The following is a 15,291-nucleotide window of genomic DNA, read 5'->3' as shown; positions in this document are numbered from 1 at the left end:
CAGCCGAAGCGAGATCGCTTCGGCGTCGGATAATGCGGTAAAAACAATATATTATAGCAACTCCGGTCAGCCGGAATTGCTCTGGAGAGTGGGGAGCAGCATGAGCGCGAAATCGAAACCGGAGGCGACGGGCACACGCGGGGCGCAGATCAAGGCGATCGTCTTCCAGGCCGGCCCCCTGATCGCCCTGGTGCTGCTGATGGCCTACCTCTCCTTCGCCACCTCCAACTTCCTGACGTTCGACAATATATCCAACGTCGCGCGGCAGTCGGCCTTCGTGGCAATCCTGGCGGTGGGCCAGACCTTCGTCATCCTGACGGGTGGCATCGATCTTTCCGTGGCGGCCATCGCTGCGCTCGCCGCGTCGATCACCGCCGTGCTGCTGACGCAGCCGCTGGTGCTGTTCGGCATCGATTTCGGCTATGTGCCGCCGGTGGTGGCGATCCTGATCGGGCTTCTCGTCGGCGTCGTGGCCGGCGCGATCAACGGCTGGCTCATTTCCAAGTTCAAGATCCCCGATTTTATCGCGACGCTCGGTACGATGACGGCGTTTCGCGGCGCAGCGCTCCTGACCACCGACGGTCTGCCGGTTCCCTCGTTCAATGCCGGGCGCCAGCTTCCCGAAACCCTGATCTGGTTCGGTGGCGGCCAGATTTTCGGCGTTCCGGTCAGCGCCCTGGTCGCGCTGCTCTGCGCCGTCGCCGGCTGGTATGTGCTGCGCTACACGACGCTCGGCCGCGCCATCTACGCGGTCGGCGGCAACCGGGCGGCCGCCCATTCCTCCGGGATCAGCATTTCCCGCACCAAGATCATGACCTATGCGATCTCCGGTTTGCTGGCGGCGATCGCAGGCATCATTCTGGTCGGCCGGCTGAACTCGGCCAATGCGTTGATGGCGGAGGGCGAGGAATTGCGTTCCATCGCCTCGGTCGTCATCGGCGGCACCAATCTGTTCGGCGGCGAGGGCGGCGTGTGGGGATCGATCATCGGCGCGGCGATCATCGGTGTGCTCGGCAACGGCCTCAACCTCCTCGATGTCAGTCCGTTCTGGCAACGTATCGCGCAGGGCGTCGTGATCGTGGTGGTGGTGATTTTCGACCAGTGGCGCCGTCGCAGCATGACGCGCGTATAGGGAAAGGCAAAAAGGAATGAACAAGCTTGGCCTCCACGCCAACGTATGGGTGCGTGACTGGGGACGGGACGACTGTGTCCTTGCGGTCAACAAGACCGCGGAACTCGGGTTCGACATCATCGAGATCTCTGCTCCCGATCCCAAGGCGCTCGATATCGCCTTCACCGCCAGGCAGCTCGACAAGGCCGGGATTCGGGCCAACCTGTCGCTGGGCCTCGATGCGGAAAGCGATATTTCGAGCGGCGATCCGGCGCGCGTGCGGGCGGGAGAGGCCCGCCTGCGGGACGTCATCGCGGCCGCCGGCGACCTCGGGGCGTCACATGTCTGCGGTATCCTCTATTCCGCCTTCCAGAAATATGCCGAGCCGCCGACGGCCGCCGGTATCGCGGGTGCGGTCGAAGTCCTCTCGCGGGTCGGCGAGGAGGCCGCAAGGCACGGCATCACGCTCGGTCTGGAAGTCGTGAACCGTTACGAGACGAATGTCCTCAATACCGCCGTGCAAGGTGTCGAATTGTGCCGGATGATCGGTTTGCCGAACGTCCGGATCCACCTCGATTCCTATCATATGAATATCGAGGAAGCGGATATGGAACTGGCGATCGTCGACGCCGGCGAACATCTGGGCTATTTCCATATCGGGGAGTCGAACCGGGGCTATCTGGGTGCCGGATCGGTCGATTTTCCCCGCATTTTCAATGGCCTCGCGCGGATCGACTATAGCGGCCCCATCGTGTTCGAATCCTTCTCATCCACGGTCGTCGGTCAGCCGCTTTGCGGCATCCTCGGCATCTGGCGCAACCTTTGGGACGACGGGGAGGATCTGGCGCGTCACGCGAAGACCTTCATGCTCGCGCATCTTCAGGCGGCGCGGGAAGGAAAGGCGGAACCGCGCCGGTCGGCCCTGCCGGCCTGACATCCGGCGATCCTTTCCCATGACGGGCATGGCCCCTAGGGTTCCGGTATGCGCCGGCGCATGGCTGCCTTGCAGCAATAGGGCTTCTACCCCGCGCAAAAGAGGCGCATAAGGATAACAGCTCTGGCAGCGATGGTTCCTCCCAGTCCATCGCATGAGCTGTTCCCCTCTGGAGATGAAAATCTCCATACCTTTCAAGGGCCGTGGCTTTCGCCGCTGGCCCTTTCTTTTTGCCCGGCGGGCGAAGATCGCGCCGCCCGTTCTCAGGAGGCAGACCGGACGCCATTCGGACGGGCGCCGGCTTGAGTTCGCTGGGGCTGCCGTATATCGGTGACGCGACGATACCCAGGCCCCTAGGTCTGTGACCGCGGGAAGGCGGAAGAAGCATGCTGCGCAAACTTTATGACTGGACGTTGTCGCTTGCGGCGCGAAAGTCCGCGGAAGTCTGGCTTGCCTTCATAGCCTTTATCGAAAGCTCCGTTTTCCTCGTGCCCGCCGATGTCCTGTTCCTGCCGATGGCGCTGGCGCGGCGCGAGCGCGCTTACCGCTACGCGCTTATCGCTACCTCGGCTTCCGTCGCCGGCGGTATCGCCGGCTGGTTTCTTGGATATTACGCCTATGAAAGCGTCGCCAAACCCGTCCTTGCCCTTTATGGCAAGCTGGACGCCTTCGAGGCGCTGAAATCCCGCGTCGGCGACGAGCAGCTGATCCTGCTGCTGGTGACCTCCGGCCTTGCCCATCTGCCGCCGATCAAGGTGGTGACGATCCTTGCGGGCGCCGCACATGTCAATCTCTGGCACTTCGTCCTGTCGGCCATCCTCGCCCGTGGCGCGCGCTTCTATCTGCTCGCTTTCCTGCTGCGGCGCTACGGCGAGACGATCCAGGCGTTCGTCGAGAAACGCATGGGTCAGATCTTCGGCGTCGTGGCTGTCGGGCTGGTCGCCGCTTATGCCGGATACCGTTGGGTAGGCGGCTGAGGGCTCACCTCGGGACGGCCGATCGGGACAGGCCATGGAAAACAGCCGGCCAACCGCTATATGTCGTTCCGGACGGTTGAGGAGATGACGATGGATGATGAAAGCGCCTTCCTTCGCGAGGCCATCGAACTGGCGCATGCCAATATGGAAAAGGGTGGCCGGCCCTTCGGCGCGGTCGTCGTCAGGGACGGGGCGATCATCGCAACGGGCGTGAACGAGATCGCCGCCACCAACGATCCGACCGCCCATGCGGAACTGATGGCGATCCGCGCGGCGAGCGCCACCCTCAACTCCCCGGATCTGGATGGCTGCGCCGTCTATGCCAGCGGACATCCATGTCCTATGTGCATGGCGGCCATGCGGCTTTCCGGCGTGCGGCGTGTTGCCTATGCTTATTCCAATGACGAGGGTGCGCCCTTCGGCCTTTCCACCGCCGCCATCTATGCCGATCTGGCGAAACCTTTCGCCGAACAGTCGATGCGCATCGAACACCTGCCCGTTCGCCTTCCAACGCGGCCGGATCTTTACGCCAGCTGGAAGAAGCGGCAGGGTTGAGCGATACGCCACAGCGGGCAACGCCGTCGGCCGGATTTACGGCCGAGCCCTGCCGTCCTGCCAGTCCGGTGACGGCACATGCCCGGGCCGGGCCGGGCCGGAACGCCCGGTTCAGATAGCGTTCCTGCGTGGCCCGGCGCAGGCCTTCTGTCCCGTTCAGCGGGCCGGAAGGTTATATTGCTCCCGCGCATAGTCGCCGAGGCCGACGGCGTCGAGACGATCGAGCGGCGCGAGGAAGGTCACCTGGATGACGCCCGGCGCGCGGCCGATCTCGATGGCGCCGTTGATGGTCGCCCGGTTGCGGACCTCCGGCACGCTGATGCCGAGAAGGCGGGCGGCCCTTTCCAATCCGTTGTCTATGGCGGCGTTCATGTTGGCCGCCGTGCCGATGACGGAGACCGGCGCCAGTTCCTCGACCGCCTCCATGCCCCAGGTTCTAGCAAGGCGCTCCGCCCGGGCGCGCTCCTGCGCAGAAAAGGGCCGGGCAAGCGGCGGAAGATCCTCCAGCAGCGGAAACAGCACCGGGCCGTCGATCGGATAGTTCTTCACCACTTCGACCTGCAAGGTGACGCTGCCGGCGACATCCATCGTATGCCCGGCGATCTCTCCGTCTCCCTGGGCCGCATGCATGTCGCCCATATAGACGCCCGCGCCCTTGACCTTGACCGGGGCGATCAGGATCGCGCCCGGACGCACCGCGTCGATATCCATATGGCCGTCGGTCTTGTGGGCGGCCAGTTCTTCGGCGGTGATGCCATAGGCATGGGGAGCGCCCACGAGGAAAGCGCCGAAGTCGCCGGCATTGTGCGAATCCGGCATGGCCCGCGACGGGGTCGTGCCGAGCTGGCCGAGGAAGGGGCGCATGCGCACCATCACGCCCGCCATATCCGCCGGTGCGTAGGTGAGGATCGGATGCTGGACGGATTCGTCCGGCAGGGCGGCGTAGTGATGCGCGTCGCGGGCGATCTTCTCGGCGGCCTCCTTCGGAAGGGTCACCCCGACCTGGCGGGTGTCGTCGAAGACGACGGTATAGCCGTGGACGACCTCGAAGGGCTTGACCGGGTTGCCGCATTTGTCGCAACGAACCGCATCCTGGCCGATCCCCTCGATATGGGTTTTCGGCCAGACCTCGTCGCAGGTCGGGCAGCGGGCCGCGACATAGGGGTCGCCGAGGCAGAAGCCGTCCGGTGACGAATCGTGGCCGGATGCGGTCGCTAGCGCGGTGACGGTTATGTCGCGGATGCGGATCGCGATGCCGTCGCCGGGTTCCGCTCCGTCGACATGGACCGGCTGGGTGACCTCGTGGCCGCCGCGCAGGCGCGGCGTAATCATTGGTCCCCAGCAGCCGGGAGCGGTGTTGGCGATGATCGTGCCGCCGTTCTCGACGGGTCCCAGCATCGGGGCCTGCGGGTCCAGCACGCTGTTGGTGAACCCCTGAACGACGACGCTGCGACGCGGCGCGGTGGAAATCCGGGCATTCTTGTTCATGGCCGTTTCCTCTTCAATTCGAGCATGATCCGGATGGCCGCGACATCGCCGTTGCGAAACTCCCGGCCGTTATGTTCCGTCAATGCTACGCCAGGAGCGCCGAACTGGCCAGCGCTCGTCAGGCAGGGATGTATCCGGGGGCAGGGAAGGGATGTCCGGGTCTCTGCCGTGCGGCTTAACCATTTGCCGTGGAATGATGTATGAAGGTCCGGAGGCTGCGTCTCGGCGCGGACAATGGAGACCGGCATGCGCGCGATAGAAGACCATGCGTTCCTGTGGCTGCTCGTCGGAACGTCGATTGCTTTCGGCCTGATCGTATGGCCCTATTTCGGGGCGGTGCTCTGGGGCGTGGTGGCGGCGATCGTCTTTGCGCCGCTCTACCGCCATTTGTTTCGGCTGACGGGCCAGCGTGCAGGCTTGGCCGCAAGCATCACGGTGCTGCTCGTCATTCTGCTGGTTATCGTCCCGCTGATGCTGATCGCATCCTCGTTGGTGATCGAGGCGACCAGCCTCTACAATAGTCTCCAGTCCGGAAAACTGGATGCGAACCGCTACTTCCGGGAGGTCGGCGACATGCTGCCGGACTGGCTCCGGGGCCTGCTGGATCGCCTCGACCTGATGAACCTCGATGCGGTTCGCGACCGCCTGTCGCAACTGTTCTCCCAGTTCCTCCAGATGCTCGCCTCGCGTGCCGTCACCGTCGGACAGAGCACGTTCGAATTCATCGTGGCCCTTGGCGTCATGCTGTATCTGACGTTCTTCCTGTTGCGGGACGGTTCGAGTCTGACCCGGCGGATCAAGGACGCCATTCCCCTGCGCGCTTCGCAGCGGGACGCGCTTTTGGAAAAATTTACCGTCGTCGTGCGCGCCACCGTGAAGGGCTCGGTCTTCGTGGCGGCCTTGCAAGGTGCGCTCGGTGGCCTGATCTTCTGGCTTCTCGGGATCAATGCGCCGGTGCTGTGGGCCGTGGTGATGGCGTTCTTCGCGCTGCTGCCCGCCGTGGGTGCGAGTATCGTATGGTTGCCGGTCGCAATCTATCTGCTCGTTTCCGGGGCGGTCTGGAAGGCGATCGTCCTGATCGCTTTCGGCATGCTGGTCATCGGGCTTGTCGATAATCTGCTGCGGCCTGTTCTCGTCGGTAAATCCACCAAGATGCCGGATTATCTTGTCCTGATCTCCACGCTCGGCGGCATTTCGGCGGCCGGTCTCAACGGCTTCGTCATCGGCCCGATCATCGCGGCGATGTTCATTGCGGTCTGGGACATATTCACGGCTACGCGCGGCGCGGCAGAGCCAGGCCCATCGGCAGATTAGGTGGGCGCTTCCCGCGCCATGTCGACGCTGCGGGACCTCACTTGCGAAAAGCGCCGTATCGCCGTCTGGTGATTAAGATCGTTTCAACCACATTTCGCCTAGACCGGGATGAACCGCACTTTTGGCAGGCGGGTGCCCGGGAGGCATCTTTCGATGATGACAATAGTTGAATGTGTTCTGGACGAGCATGACGGATGGCTGGTGCTGCTTGCGGCGCTGCTTTGCGTCACCGGGTCATGGGTGACGGCGCGGCTCTTCCAGCGGATGGCCAGCACGGACGGCGCACAACGTTACGGCTGGCTGTTCATGACCGCACTTGCGGCCGGGGTCGGGATCTGGTGCACCCATTTCATCGGCATGCTCGGTTATGACGCCGGCGTGCCGGTCGGCTTCGACCTGGCCATGACGGTTGTTTCGCTGCTTGTCTCGGTTATCGGCAGCACGATCGGCTTCATCGTCGCAGCAAGCCGTCTCGCACGCTTCACGCCGGCTCTCGGCGGCGCGATCGTCGGCCTTGCGATCGCGGCCATGCATTATACCGGCATGATGGCTTACAGGGTGCAGGGAATCGTGTCCTGGAACCCGACCTATCTCATCGTTTCCATCGTGCTTTCGGTCGGCCTGTCCGCCGTGGCGCTGCATTTGGCCATGCGGCCCGGCCCGCGGTCCACCAATTTCATGGCGGGCGTTCTCGCCCTGGCGATCGTCATGCTGCATTTCACCGGCATGACCGCGTTTCGTGTCGAACCGCTGCTGGTCGATGGTTCGTTCTCGAACCCGGCGGCCTTTCAGGCGCTGGCTTTTGCTGTCGCCGCCATGTCTTTCGTCATCGTCGGGGCGGGTGCTGTCAGCTATATGATAGACGACAGCGCCCGGGCGGCGTCGATGGAAAAGCTGCGTCGGCTGGCATTGAGCGATACGCTCACCGGCCTTCCGAACCGCGCCAGCTTCAATGAGCGCCTCAATGCCGAAATGGCGCTGGCGCGCGAAAACAACGGCAGGCTCGTGCTCGTCGGCATCGATCTCAACCGCTTCAAGGAGGTCAACGACCTGCGGGGCCACAGCGCCGGTGACGAGGTGCTGCGTATCCTTGGCCGGCGCATCCGCGAATTGCTGCACGAGGAAGCGTCCGAGTTCGTCGCGAGAACCGGCGGAGACGAGTTCTCGGGCCTCTACCGTATGCACGATGTGCACGCTCTTTCCGATTTCCTCGCCCGGCTGGAGGCTGCCCTGTTCAAGCCGATCCACTTCGATGGCGCGGAGATCGTGCCGGGCGCAAGCTTCGGTGTCGCGATCTTCCCGGACGATGCCGCCGACGCGGAAAATCTCGTCAACCATGCGGACCTCGCCATGTATCGGGCGAAGGCCGATCCGCTACGCAACGTCTGCTTTTACGAAGCGGGCATGGACGAGAAGATCAGGGCGCGCCGGACCCTTGCCGCCGATTTGCGCCAGGCGCTCGAACGCCATGAATTCTCGCTGCACTATCAGGTGCAAACGGCCGTCTCGACAGGCGACATCCTGGGATATGAGGTGCTGTTGCGGTGGGAACATCCGCAATTCGGTCCGATTGGTCCGGACGAGTTCATTCCGCTGGCGGAAGAAAACGGCCTTATCCTGCCGATTGGAGAATGGGTGCTGCGAACGGCCTGCGCGGAAGCCGCGACATGGGCGGAGCCCTACAAGGTCGCCGTGAACCTCTCGGCCGTTCAGTTCATCCGCGCCGATCTGCCGCGCGTCATCATGGAAACCCTGATTGAAACCGGCCTTGCGCCCGAACGGCTGGAACTGGAACTGACGGAATCGGCGATCTTCGCCGACCGGGAACGCGCGCTGCTCATGTTGCGCCAGATCAAGAATCTCGGTGTTTCCATCGCGCTCGACGATTTCGGCACGGGTTACTCCTCCCTTGAGACGTTGCGCGCGTTTCCCTTCGACCGGATCAAGATCGACCGTTCGTTCTTCACCATGGCTGCCGATCATCCCCAGACGATCGCGATCGTCCGGGCCGTGCTCGCGCTCGGCAAGACTTTCGGCATTCCGGTCCTGGCGGAAGGGATCGAGACCGAGGACCAGCTTTCCATGTTGAATGCCGAAGGCTGCGAGGAAGCGCAGGGCTTTCTTCTCGGCCGGCCGGCTCCCCTTGTCGAGATTATCGGCAGGGGTGAGCTTACGCTGAACGCCGGTCGGGACGGAGACGATGCCGGTCCCGCCCTCAAGGTCGCCGGCGCCGGTAACTGACGACATCTGCCATTGCGAACCGCAATCCGGTCCGTTTCGGAGGGTCGTCGGCGGATGGTCGAAGACCGCCCGCCGACGATGGTTGTTATCCGGGGTCTTACCTGGCGGCGAGCAGGTCGCCGACCTCCAGAAGAATGAACTCGTTATTGGCGGCAACGCCGATCTCGCGTCCGGCGGAGAACGGCAGGTTGTTGTCGTTGGCGACGAGGATATGCGTTTCATCCACGCGCATCACGTCCTCGATGGTGAAGAAGGGGAACGTGAACTTGCCGGCCAGATCGCGCGCGGCCTCGGATTTCACGATGGCCTTGCCGTCCGGGTCTTGAATGTCCATCAGGTCGACATGACCGATGCGATGGATGAAACCCTCCTCGTCGATCTTCGCGGTATCGACCAGGACGATGTGCTTGACCTTCGCCGGGATCGGATAGCAGGCCGATGCGTCGGTCGCCCCTTCGGCGCAGGCAAGGCTCGGATCACCCTCGCCGTTGTCGCGTTCGATGACCAGCGCGCGGGTATCGTCGATGAAGTTGAAGTCGCCGATGGCCGTGGCACCTTCCGCAAGGCGGAATTTGAAGCTGTCGCCGGTCCATTCGCCCTTGCCGGTGTCGAAGGTGATGACCCGGAGGAAATTGCCTTCCGGCTCGCCCTCGTCGCCGAGGATCGGCTTTTCGAGCATGGCCCAGAGCAGGTTCGTTTGCGGCTGCAAGGCCATGCCTTCGTAGCCGCCTGAACGCTGAACGCGGAAATCCTTGCCGGCAGCGGCGGGAACCACGGTGCCGGGCGTATCCGGACCCGTGAGCTGCTTGCCGTCCAGCATCGTCGGATAGACGTCGACGATGCGGCCATCGACGGTCGCGCGGATGATATAGGGCCCGAATTCGTCACCGATCCAGACTTCATCGTTCAGATACTGGATGCTCTCGGGGTCGAAGTCGGCGCCCGTGAGGTAACGGTTCTCGGTTCCCTCGTAGGCGATACGGAACGGAACCTTGCGATCGGGATCGTGCAGGAAGACGGATTCCACGCGCTCGACCTTGCCGGTTTCGAAATCCGGTTTCATGCGATGGAAGAACAGCAGCGCGTCGCCACTGTTGGCCTTCGTCCCGAAGCCGTTGTCGGTCAGGGTGAAGATGCTGCCGTCTTCGCCGCGGTTCATGGCGAAGCCCGACATGCCTTGCACCGGCTGGCCGATGAAAGGCAGGGATATGCCGGTCGGATGACTGCCATAGGCGGCGCCGACGTCACCCATGACGCTCATCGGGGCGTCGTTGCGGGCCTTGCCGGTGAACTTCCCCGATACCAGGGCATCGCGAGGGGCGTCGGCGGGCGGTGCGATAAGGGTGAGTGCGGGCAGGACAGCATGTCCGGCAAGTGTCGCCTTGAACGTTTCTTCCGCGGCCGCCGGCAGGCAGGCGCCCACCAGAACGACTGTCGTCAACAGGGCATGTTTGAGCATGGAGATTTCCTTTGGGAGGGAGGTCGATGATTGCGCCTGATTGATAGCTTTCGTCCATGACACGGATGTTGCAGAAAGCCGGAATCCGTGAAGAGCCTGTCCTATGGACGCAGCGCCTGCGCCGGCGACTGGCGGTAGGCGATCAGGGCCGGAAGCAGCGTCAGGAGCACGGTCGCGCCGAACATCGCGGCGAGTGTCCAGAGATCGGCGCTATGGAATTCCACCGGCATGGCCACGCCGCTGGCCGCGCCGAGGCGATGCGCAAGCGCTTTCGTGACGCCGTAGCCGATGGCGAATCCGGCTATCACCCCGCCGGCCAGAACGGCGAAGGTTTCCAGCCAGACGATCGCCAGCACGACCGGGCGCGAGGCCCCGAAGGCCCGAAGCGCGCCGATCTGGCGGCGACGCTGCAAGACCTGCAGGGCGATCACCAGCAGGATCGCCGCGGCGACCAGCGCCTGCACGGCGACGGCGATGATGCCGAGCACATGGCGCGCGTCGCCGAGCGTGCCGTAAAGCCGTGTCAGAACCTCGCCTGGAAACACCGCTATGGTGGCGTCCCGCCGGTATTCCTGGCGGAGATTATAGGCGTCGGCGATCGAGCGCGGCTTGACGACGACGGCGGGCACGCCGGGATTGCGTCCGTCGAGCAATGCGGTGTCATCGATCGGGGTGGCCGTATGGCCCGCCTCGTCATGGCGATGCGTTTCGTGGTCATGGTCATGGTCATGGCCGCCATGAGCGTTGTCCGCATCGTGGTGAGCCTGCGGCATCTGTTCTTCCGGCCCGAGGCTCTGATGTCCTTCGTCATGCGAATGGACGTTCCAGACGGATTGTATCGGCACCAGGATCGCCCGGTCCCAGGGCGTTCCGTTTGCAGCCATGCGTCCGACGACAAGATAGTCGACATCGGCATGGACCTCGCCGGCCTGACCGGCGGAGCCGTGAACCGGATGGAACGTGCTGCCGATCTTCCATTTGACCTGCGCGCCGACCACCGCGTCGCCGAGATGCTCGAAGGTCTCTCCGTCCGCGATACCGCCCAGCGCTTCCAGTGCTTCCCGCGTGGTTCCGATGATCGGATGGTTGCCCACGAAATCGCCGAAGCCGACGGGAATCGCGGTCTCGACGCGCGGATCGGTGCGCAGCCGGGCAAGAACGTCCGGCTTCAACAGCGGCAGGGGGGCGGCCTGAAGGAACACCGAGGACAGGACAAGCTGGGTTTCGCTGCCGGCCGCGCCGACGACCAGATCGAAGGCCGCGGCGGCGCGCGCGCTTCCAAGGCGCAGCGCCCTTTCCTGCAAGGTGACCGCAACGCCGAGCGCCGTCGACAAGGCCACCAGAAGCAGGACGATCGAGACGCCGATCCAGTTGCGCCGCAGATCGGCGAGGATGAAGGAAAACATATCGCCTCCGATGTCAGGAAAGGAGCCGGCCGTTTTCAAGCCGCAACGTGCGGCCGAGCCGGTCTATGAGGCGGGAATCGTGGCTGGCGACGAGGAGTGTCGCGCCGGTCTCGCCGCTGAGTTCGAGCAACAGGTCGGCGACGGCCTCACCGGCTTCTGCATCGAGGCTGGCGGTCGGTTCGTCGGCGACGATCAGCCCGGGCCGGCCGACAAGGGCCCGTGCGACGGCGACCCGCTGCATCTGACCGCGCGACATGGTTTCGATCGGCTGATCGAGGCGTTCGATGCCGACGCGGGCGAGCAGCGACCGCGCGCTTTCCTTCATGCCCGCCGGCAGCGAATATCGCGCCAGCTTTTGCGGCAGAAGCACATTGTCCAGCGCGGACAGGCCGGGAAACAGGTGGAATTCCTGCATCACCAGACCGACATTGTGCGCGCGCCATCTGTCGCGCTGTGTCTCCGTCATGGCCGTCAGTTCATCTGCGCCCCAGGCGACGCGCCCGCCGGAGGGGCGCTCCATGCCGGTCAAGACGTTCATCAGGGTGGTCTTGCCGCTTCCCGATGGCCCGGTGACCGCGATATGGTCGCCGGCCGCAAGCGCCAGCGAAGCGATGTCGAGGGCGGCGACCGGAAGGCCGGGGAAGCGAACGTCCAGTTTCTCGACGGAGAGCGCCAGCATCCTCATACCGCCGAGAAGTTCGCGCCGACGATGCGCAGCAGGCTGACGAAGCCGGTTTCCGGATCTGTCCAGGAGCCGACCTCCAGTGTCCCGGAGACCTCGATGATGCCGTTCGCCTGTTCGAATGTCTGGGCGCGGTCGAGATAGACCACGATGATGTCGTCGGGCCAGTCCGCGTCGGATGAGCAGAACGGGCATAGCGCCATCGGGATTTCGGTCAGAACGAAGAAATCGGCTTCCGCCTTGAGGGGCGGCGCCATGAAACCGCGCATGGCCACCCGCTCGCCCTTGAGCGCAAGCACCTTGTCGGAGAAGGTGAGCCCGAGGACGCTGATCTTTCCGTAAAGCTCGTCGAAGGCGATGGTCTGAGCGGCGGCGCGTGTCGGATGCAGGGTGAGCGAAAGCGCCGCGCCGCCCATGACGGTCAGTGCCTGTCGGCGGCTGAACCCGGTCGAGATCATTGGAGCCTCCTTGGCGAAGGTATGGGAAAAATAGGGGCAGGCCCGGAACGATCCCGGGCCTGCCCGTTTGTCGTCAGGCTTACTGGGTCTGCTTGACGCCAAGCGCCAGCGTTTCGGCGATCACGCGATAGACGTCGCTTTGCTCCATATAGCCCTTGAACCGCTCGGAACCGGGGCCGGTCGCCTGAAGAACCACGTCGTCCACGGCGTGGACGCCGGTGTCGCCGTCGCGCGGGATATTGCCCTCGACCAGGACGGCGCCCGGCACGTCCTTATAGGCTTCGTTGGCGATATATTTCTTGTTCTCGTCCTGGATAGCCGGCACGAAGGGGCCGTCGAGCTTCGGACGGAAGGTCTCATAGTGATCCGGGCCGTTGTTGGCGGCCAGGAACAGGCGGCGCGAAACATCGACGCGGTCGGGATAGCCGTCGCCGTTTTCATCGACATAGTTGGGGAAGCCGGCGTCGGCGTAGGTGCCGACCTTCTCGCGCATGTCCATGCCTTCCTTCTCGTCGTCGACGGTGCCGATGATCGAGACGCCATGGGTGTGGTCGCCGGTCACGACGATCAGCGTATCGGGGTTCTTTTCCGCGAACTCACGCGCGACGCCGACGGCCTTGTCGAACTCGATCGTGTCGACGACGGCGCGGTCCCAGTCGAGCGGATGGGACATCTTGTCCACATTGGCCGCCTCGACGACAAGCACGAAGCCCTCGGCGTTCTTTGCGAGCTGGCCAAGTGCCGCTTCCGTCATGGCGACGAGACCGGGCTGTTCGGGGAACTTGTCGACGGTGCCTTTCTTCAGGAATTCACGGTCGAGCGTCGTATCCAGATTGCCCGTATGGAACAGGCCGAGCAGCTTGCCGGTGTTGGAACCGGATGCCGCTGCAAGTTCGCCCGCCGTGGTGGCGAAAGTGTAGCCGGCGTCCTGATAGAGCTTGATGTGGTCGATATCGTCCTTGCGCTTGGACCCGGGCGTCGCCTGCGGCAGGAAATAGGCCGAACCGCCGCCGAGGATCACCTCCGGCTTGAGGTCGTAGATCATGGTGTTGATCTCGGCCTTGTCGGCGCGGCGGCGGGTGTGCGCAAACAGCGCCGCGGGCGTTGCATCCTGCAACTCCGAAGTCGTGACGATGCCGACGGATTTGCCGGTCTGGCGGCGCAGCGCTTCGACCAGCGTTTCGAATTTCGGATCGTCCAGCGAGTCCTTCGTGCGGTCGGCATAGACGCCGAGCGCGTTCACGGCGGTCTTGTGGCCGGTCATATAGGCCGACATCGTGTTGGCGCTGTCGGTGGCGACGGCTTCCGTCGATGACGTGCCGATGAACGCCATCCGGTCGAGGTCGTCCATATTGAGGCGGCCGTTGGCCTTACCCTCGGTCATGCCCTTCGACATGATGCGCGCCGCCGTGCGATGGGCGACCGAAAGGCCGTCGGCGATCAGGAAGATGACGTTCTTCGCCTGTGCCGTCTCCGGCGTGCCGTAGACTTCCCAGGTCACGGACTTTTCTTCCGCGCCGGCCTTGGCGACCACGGTGTAGGTGCCGGGCTCGGCGATGAGGACGCCGTCGATGCGCACCGCGGAGGCTTCGACGCCGTCCTCGCGTTCGATGAAGCGTACGTCCTTGCCCAAGGCTTCGGCGGCGGGCTTGCCATTGACGGTGACACTCACGTCGTCGGCCGAAACGACGCCATCGAACTCGACCTTCACGTCGAAGGGCGAGGAGGTGAGGATCGTGGCGCGATCGAGCGGAAAGATGGTGGTGGCGCTGGCGGTCATCGAGGTGGCCAGTACCGTGGTTGCTGTCAGGATGGCGAGCAGTCCGCGCATGTCGGTTCTCCAGAATTGAATAGGACACGCGGTAGCTAGCCCCCGCAGGTTACGGGCTGATGACAGAGCCTTTGCGAACGGAAATGCGGATGCGGACATGTCGCCGCCGAGGCCGGGATGCCGGTTTTGTCGCGGGTGCGCCGATTTGGCTCTATGCTTGCGGCCGGGCTTCCAGCCGGAACAGGTCGACGAAATCCTGTGCCGCCGGAATATTTCCGTGTGCGCCGATGATCCCTTTGGCGATCAGCAGGGATAGCGGCGCTGTCCCATAGATTGCGGCGGCCATCGCATTGCCGTTTCCCGTCAGGACGAAGGGCGTATCGGGCCTTGCGACCAGTTCCGTCGCCAGCCGGCCATCGACCAGCCGCGTCTCGAAGGCTTCCGTTCCGAAGTCGAAGCCGGCAAGCGCTGTGCGGCCTGCGGCCTTGTCCGGCATCAGGTTGACGCCCATCGAGATCATCAGCGCCGAGGGGCTGATGAAGCGGGAGGGATCGTGGCCGGGGATGGTCAGCGCCCATCGGCACAGTGCCTCCAGCACCGGCAGCAGGCCGCGTCCCGCGTCCGTCAGCGAATAGGCGCCCAGCCGCTCGTCATGCGCGACGACGCCGGCCGCTCGCAATTGCGCCAGCCGGCCGGTCAGGACGCCCGCGGTGATGCCGGGCAGGCCGGCGCGGATCATCTGAAACCGCTTGGGAGCGAACATCAGTTCGCGAACCACCAGCAGCGCCCAGCGGTCGCCGATCAGGTTGAGCGCATGGGCCGCCAGACAGCCTTCGTCGTAACGGATCCGCGGAAATTCATCGTGCTTCGTCATTTTTTGATGCTATCAGTTGCT

13 protein-coding genes are annotated in these 15,291 nt (G+C 64.0%); 6 read left to right on the top strand and 7 right to left on the bottom strand.

Features of this window, described 5'->3' with window-relative positions:
• Positions 1-100 precede the first annotated feature (100 nt).
• The 4 genes from KYK29_RS08285 (at position 101) to KYK29_RS08270 (ending at position 3,577) form a co-directional block, all read left to right on the top strand.
• Positions 101-1,132 (top strand): ABC transporter permease, encoded by a 1,032-nt coding sequence (locus tag KYK29_RS08285; RefSeq protein WP_254690415.1) that lies wholly within the window; start codon positions 101-103, stop codon positions 1,130-1,132.
• A gap of 16 nt (positions 1,133-1,148) precedes the next feature.
• Positions 1,149-2,045 carry a sugar phosphate isomerase/epimerase family protein gene (locus tag KYK29_RS08280; protein ID WP_254690414.1) on the top strand — a complete coding sequence of 299 codons (897 nt, stop codon included), beginning with the start codon at positions 1,149-1,151 and terminating at the stop codon, positions 2,043-2,045.
• A 386-nt stretch (positions 2,046-2,431) separates the two neighbouring features.
• Positions 2,432-3,022 (top strand): YqaA family protein, encoded by a 591-nt coding sequence (locus KYK29_RS08275; RefSeq protein WP_254690413.1) that lies wholly within the window; start codon positions 2,432-2,434, stop codon positions 3,020-3,022.
• Between the two features lie 90 nt (positions 3,023-3,112).
• Positions 3,113-3,577: a nucleoside deaminase gene (locus KYK29_RS08270; protein ID WP_254690412.1), complete on the top strand. Its 465-nt coding sequence runs from the start codon at positions 3,113-3,115 to the stop codon at positions 3,575-3,577.
• A gap of 156 nt (positions 3,578-3,733) precedes the next feature.
• On the opposite strand, the gene KYK29_RS08265 is transcribed toward KYK29_RS08270, so the two are convergent.
• Positions 3,734-5,065 (bottom strand): acetamidase/formamidase family protein, encoded by a 1,332-nt coding sequence (locus tag KYK29_RS08265; protein ID WP_254690411.1) that lies wholly within the window; start codon positions 5,063-5,065, stop codon positions 3,734-3,736.
• 246 nt (positions 5,066-5,311) lie between these two features.
• Here KYK29_RS08265 and KYK29_RS08260 point away from each other — a divergent pair, with 246 nt between their 5' ends.
• Together KYK29_RS08260 and KYK29_RS08255 are read left to right on the top strand one after the other, a co-directional pair.
• Positions 5,312-6,379 (top strand): AI-2E family transporter, encoded by a 1,068-nt coding sequence (locus tag KYK29_RS08260; protein ID WP_254690410.1) that lies wholly within the window; start codon positions 5,312-5,314, stop codon positions 6,377-6,379.
• A gap of 153 nt (positions 6,380-6,532) precedes the next feature.
• Positions 6,533-8,620, top strand: coding sequence for a putative bifunctional diguanylate cyclase/phosphodiesterase (locus tag KYK29_RS08255; protein ID WP_254690409.1), 2,088 nt, complete (start codon positions 6,533-6,535; stop codon positions 8,618-8,620).
• Positions 8,621-8,717: 97 nt separating this feature from the next.
• Here KYK29_RS08255 and KYK29_RS08250 read toward each other — a convergent pair whose 3' ends face one another.
• From KYK29_RS08250 to KYK29_RS08225, 6 genes are all read right to left on the bottom strand, one after another.
• The gene (locus KYK29_RS08250) at positions 8,718-10,079 is read right to left on the bottom strand and encodes an esterase-like activity of phytase family protein (RefSeq protein WP_254690408.1); all 1,362 of its coding nucleotides are present in this window, start codon (positions 10,077-10,079) and stop codon (positions 8,718-8,720) included.
• Positions 10,080-10,180: 101 nt separating this feature from the next.
• Complete coding sequence (locus KYK29_RS08245) at positions 10,181-11,485, bottom strand: ABC transporter permease (protein WP_254690407.1); 1,305 nt, start codon at positions 11,483-11,485, stop codon at positions 10,181-10,183.
• 13 nt (positions 11,486-11,498) lie between these two features.
• Entirely contained in the window at positions 11,499-12,164 is a 666-nt protein-coding gene (locus KYK29_RS08240; protein ID WP_254690406.1) for an ABC transporter ATP-binding protein, read from the bottom strand.
• 2 nt (positions 12,165-12,166) lie between these two features.
• Positions 12,167-12,625 (bottom strand): hypothetical protein, encoded by a 459-nt coding sequence (locus tag KYK29_RS08235; RefSeq protein ID WP_437437237.1) that lies wholly within the window; start codon positions 12,623-12,625, stop codon positions 12,167-12,169.
• 79 nt (positions 12,626-12,704) lie between these two features.
• Entirely contained in the window at positions 12,705-14,456 is a 1,752-nt protein-coding gene (locus KYK29_RS08230; RefSeq protein ID WP_254690405.1) for an alkaline phosphatase, read from the bottom strand.
• Positions 14,457-14,607: 151 nt separating this feature from the next.
• The gene (locus KYK29_RS08225; protein WP_254690404.1) at positions 14,608-15,270 is read right to left on the bottom strand and encodes a winged helix-turn-helix transcriptional regulator; all 663 of its coding nucleotides are present in this window, start codon (positions 15,268-15,270) and stop codon (positions 14,608-14,610) included.
• Positions 15,271-15,291: the final 21 nt, after the last annotated feature.

The organism is Shinella daejeonensis (assembly GCF_024281235.1).
Lineage (GTDB): Bacteria > Pseudomonadota > Alphaproteobacteria > Rhizobiales > Rhizobiaceae > Shinella > Shinella daejeonensis.
The sequence above is the reverse complement of the archived record's forward strand: the minus strand, read 5'-3'. Positions and strand labels throughout refer to the sequence as shown.

Bases quoted from the DNA above. Each gene is read 5' to 3' on its own strand.
- KYK29_RS08285 (WP_254690415.1), top strand. From the start codon at position 101: ATGAGCGCGAAATCGAAACCGGAGGCGACGGGCACACGCGGGGCGCAG.
- KYK29_RS08280 (WP_254690414.1), top strand. From the start codon at position 1,149: ATGAACAAGCTTGGCCTCCACGCCAACGTATGGGTGCGTGACTGGGGA.
- KYK29_RS08275 (WP_254690413.1), top strand. From the start codon at position 2,432: ATGCTGCGCAAACTTTATGACTGGACGTTGTCGCTTGCGGCGCGAAAG.
- KYK29_RS08270 (WP_254690412.1), top strand. From the start codon at position 3,113: ATGGATGATGAAAGCGCCTTCCTTCGCGAGGCCATCGAACTGGCGCAT.
- KYK29_RS08265 (WP_254690411.1), bottom strand. From the start codon at position 5,065: ATGAACAAGAATGCCCGGATTTCCACCGCGCCGCGTCGCAGCGTCGTC.
- KYK29_RS08260 (WP_254690410.1), top strand. From the start codon at position 5,312: ATGCGCGCGATAGAAGACCATGCGTTCCTGTGGCTGCTCGTCGGAACG.
- KYK29_RS08255 (WP_254690409.1), top strand. From the start codon at position 6,533: ATGATGACAATAGTTGAATGTGTTCTGGACGAGCATGACGGATGGCTG.
- KYK29_RS08250 (WP_254690408.1), bottom strand. From the start codon at position 10,079: ATGCTCAAACATGCCCTGTTGACGACAGTCGTTCTGGTGGGCGCCTGC.
- KYK29_RS08245 (WP_254690407.1), bottom strand. From the start codon at position 11,485: ATGTTTTCCTTCATCCTCGCCGATCTGCGGCGCAACTGGATCGGCGTC.
- KYK29_RS08240 (WP_254690406.1), bottom strand. From the start codon at position 12,164: ATGCTGGCGCTCTCCGTCGAGAAACTGGACGTTCGCTTCCCCGGCCTT.
- KYK29_RS08235 (WP_437437237.1), bottom strand. From the start codon at position 12,625: ATGATCTCGACCGGGTTCAGCCGCCGACAGGCACTGACCGTCATGGGC.
- KYK29_RS08230 (WP_254690405.1), bottom strand. From the start codon at position 14,456: ATGCGCGGACTGCTCGCCATCCTGACAGCAACCACGGTACTGGCCACC.
- KYK29_RS08225 (WP_254690404.1), bottom strand. From the start codon at position 15,270: ATGACGAAGCACGATGAATTTCCGCGGATCCGTTACGACGAAGGCTGT.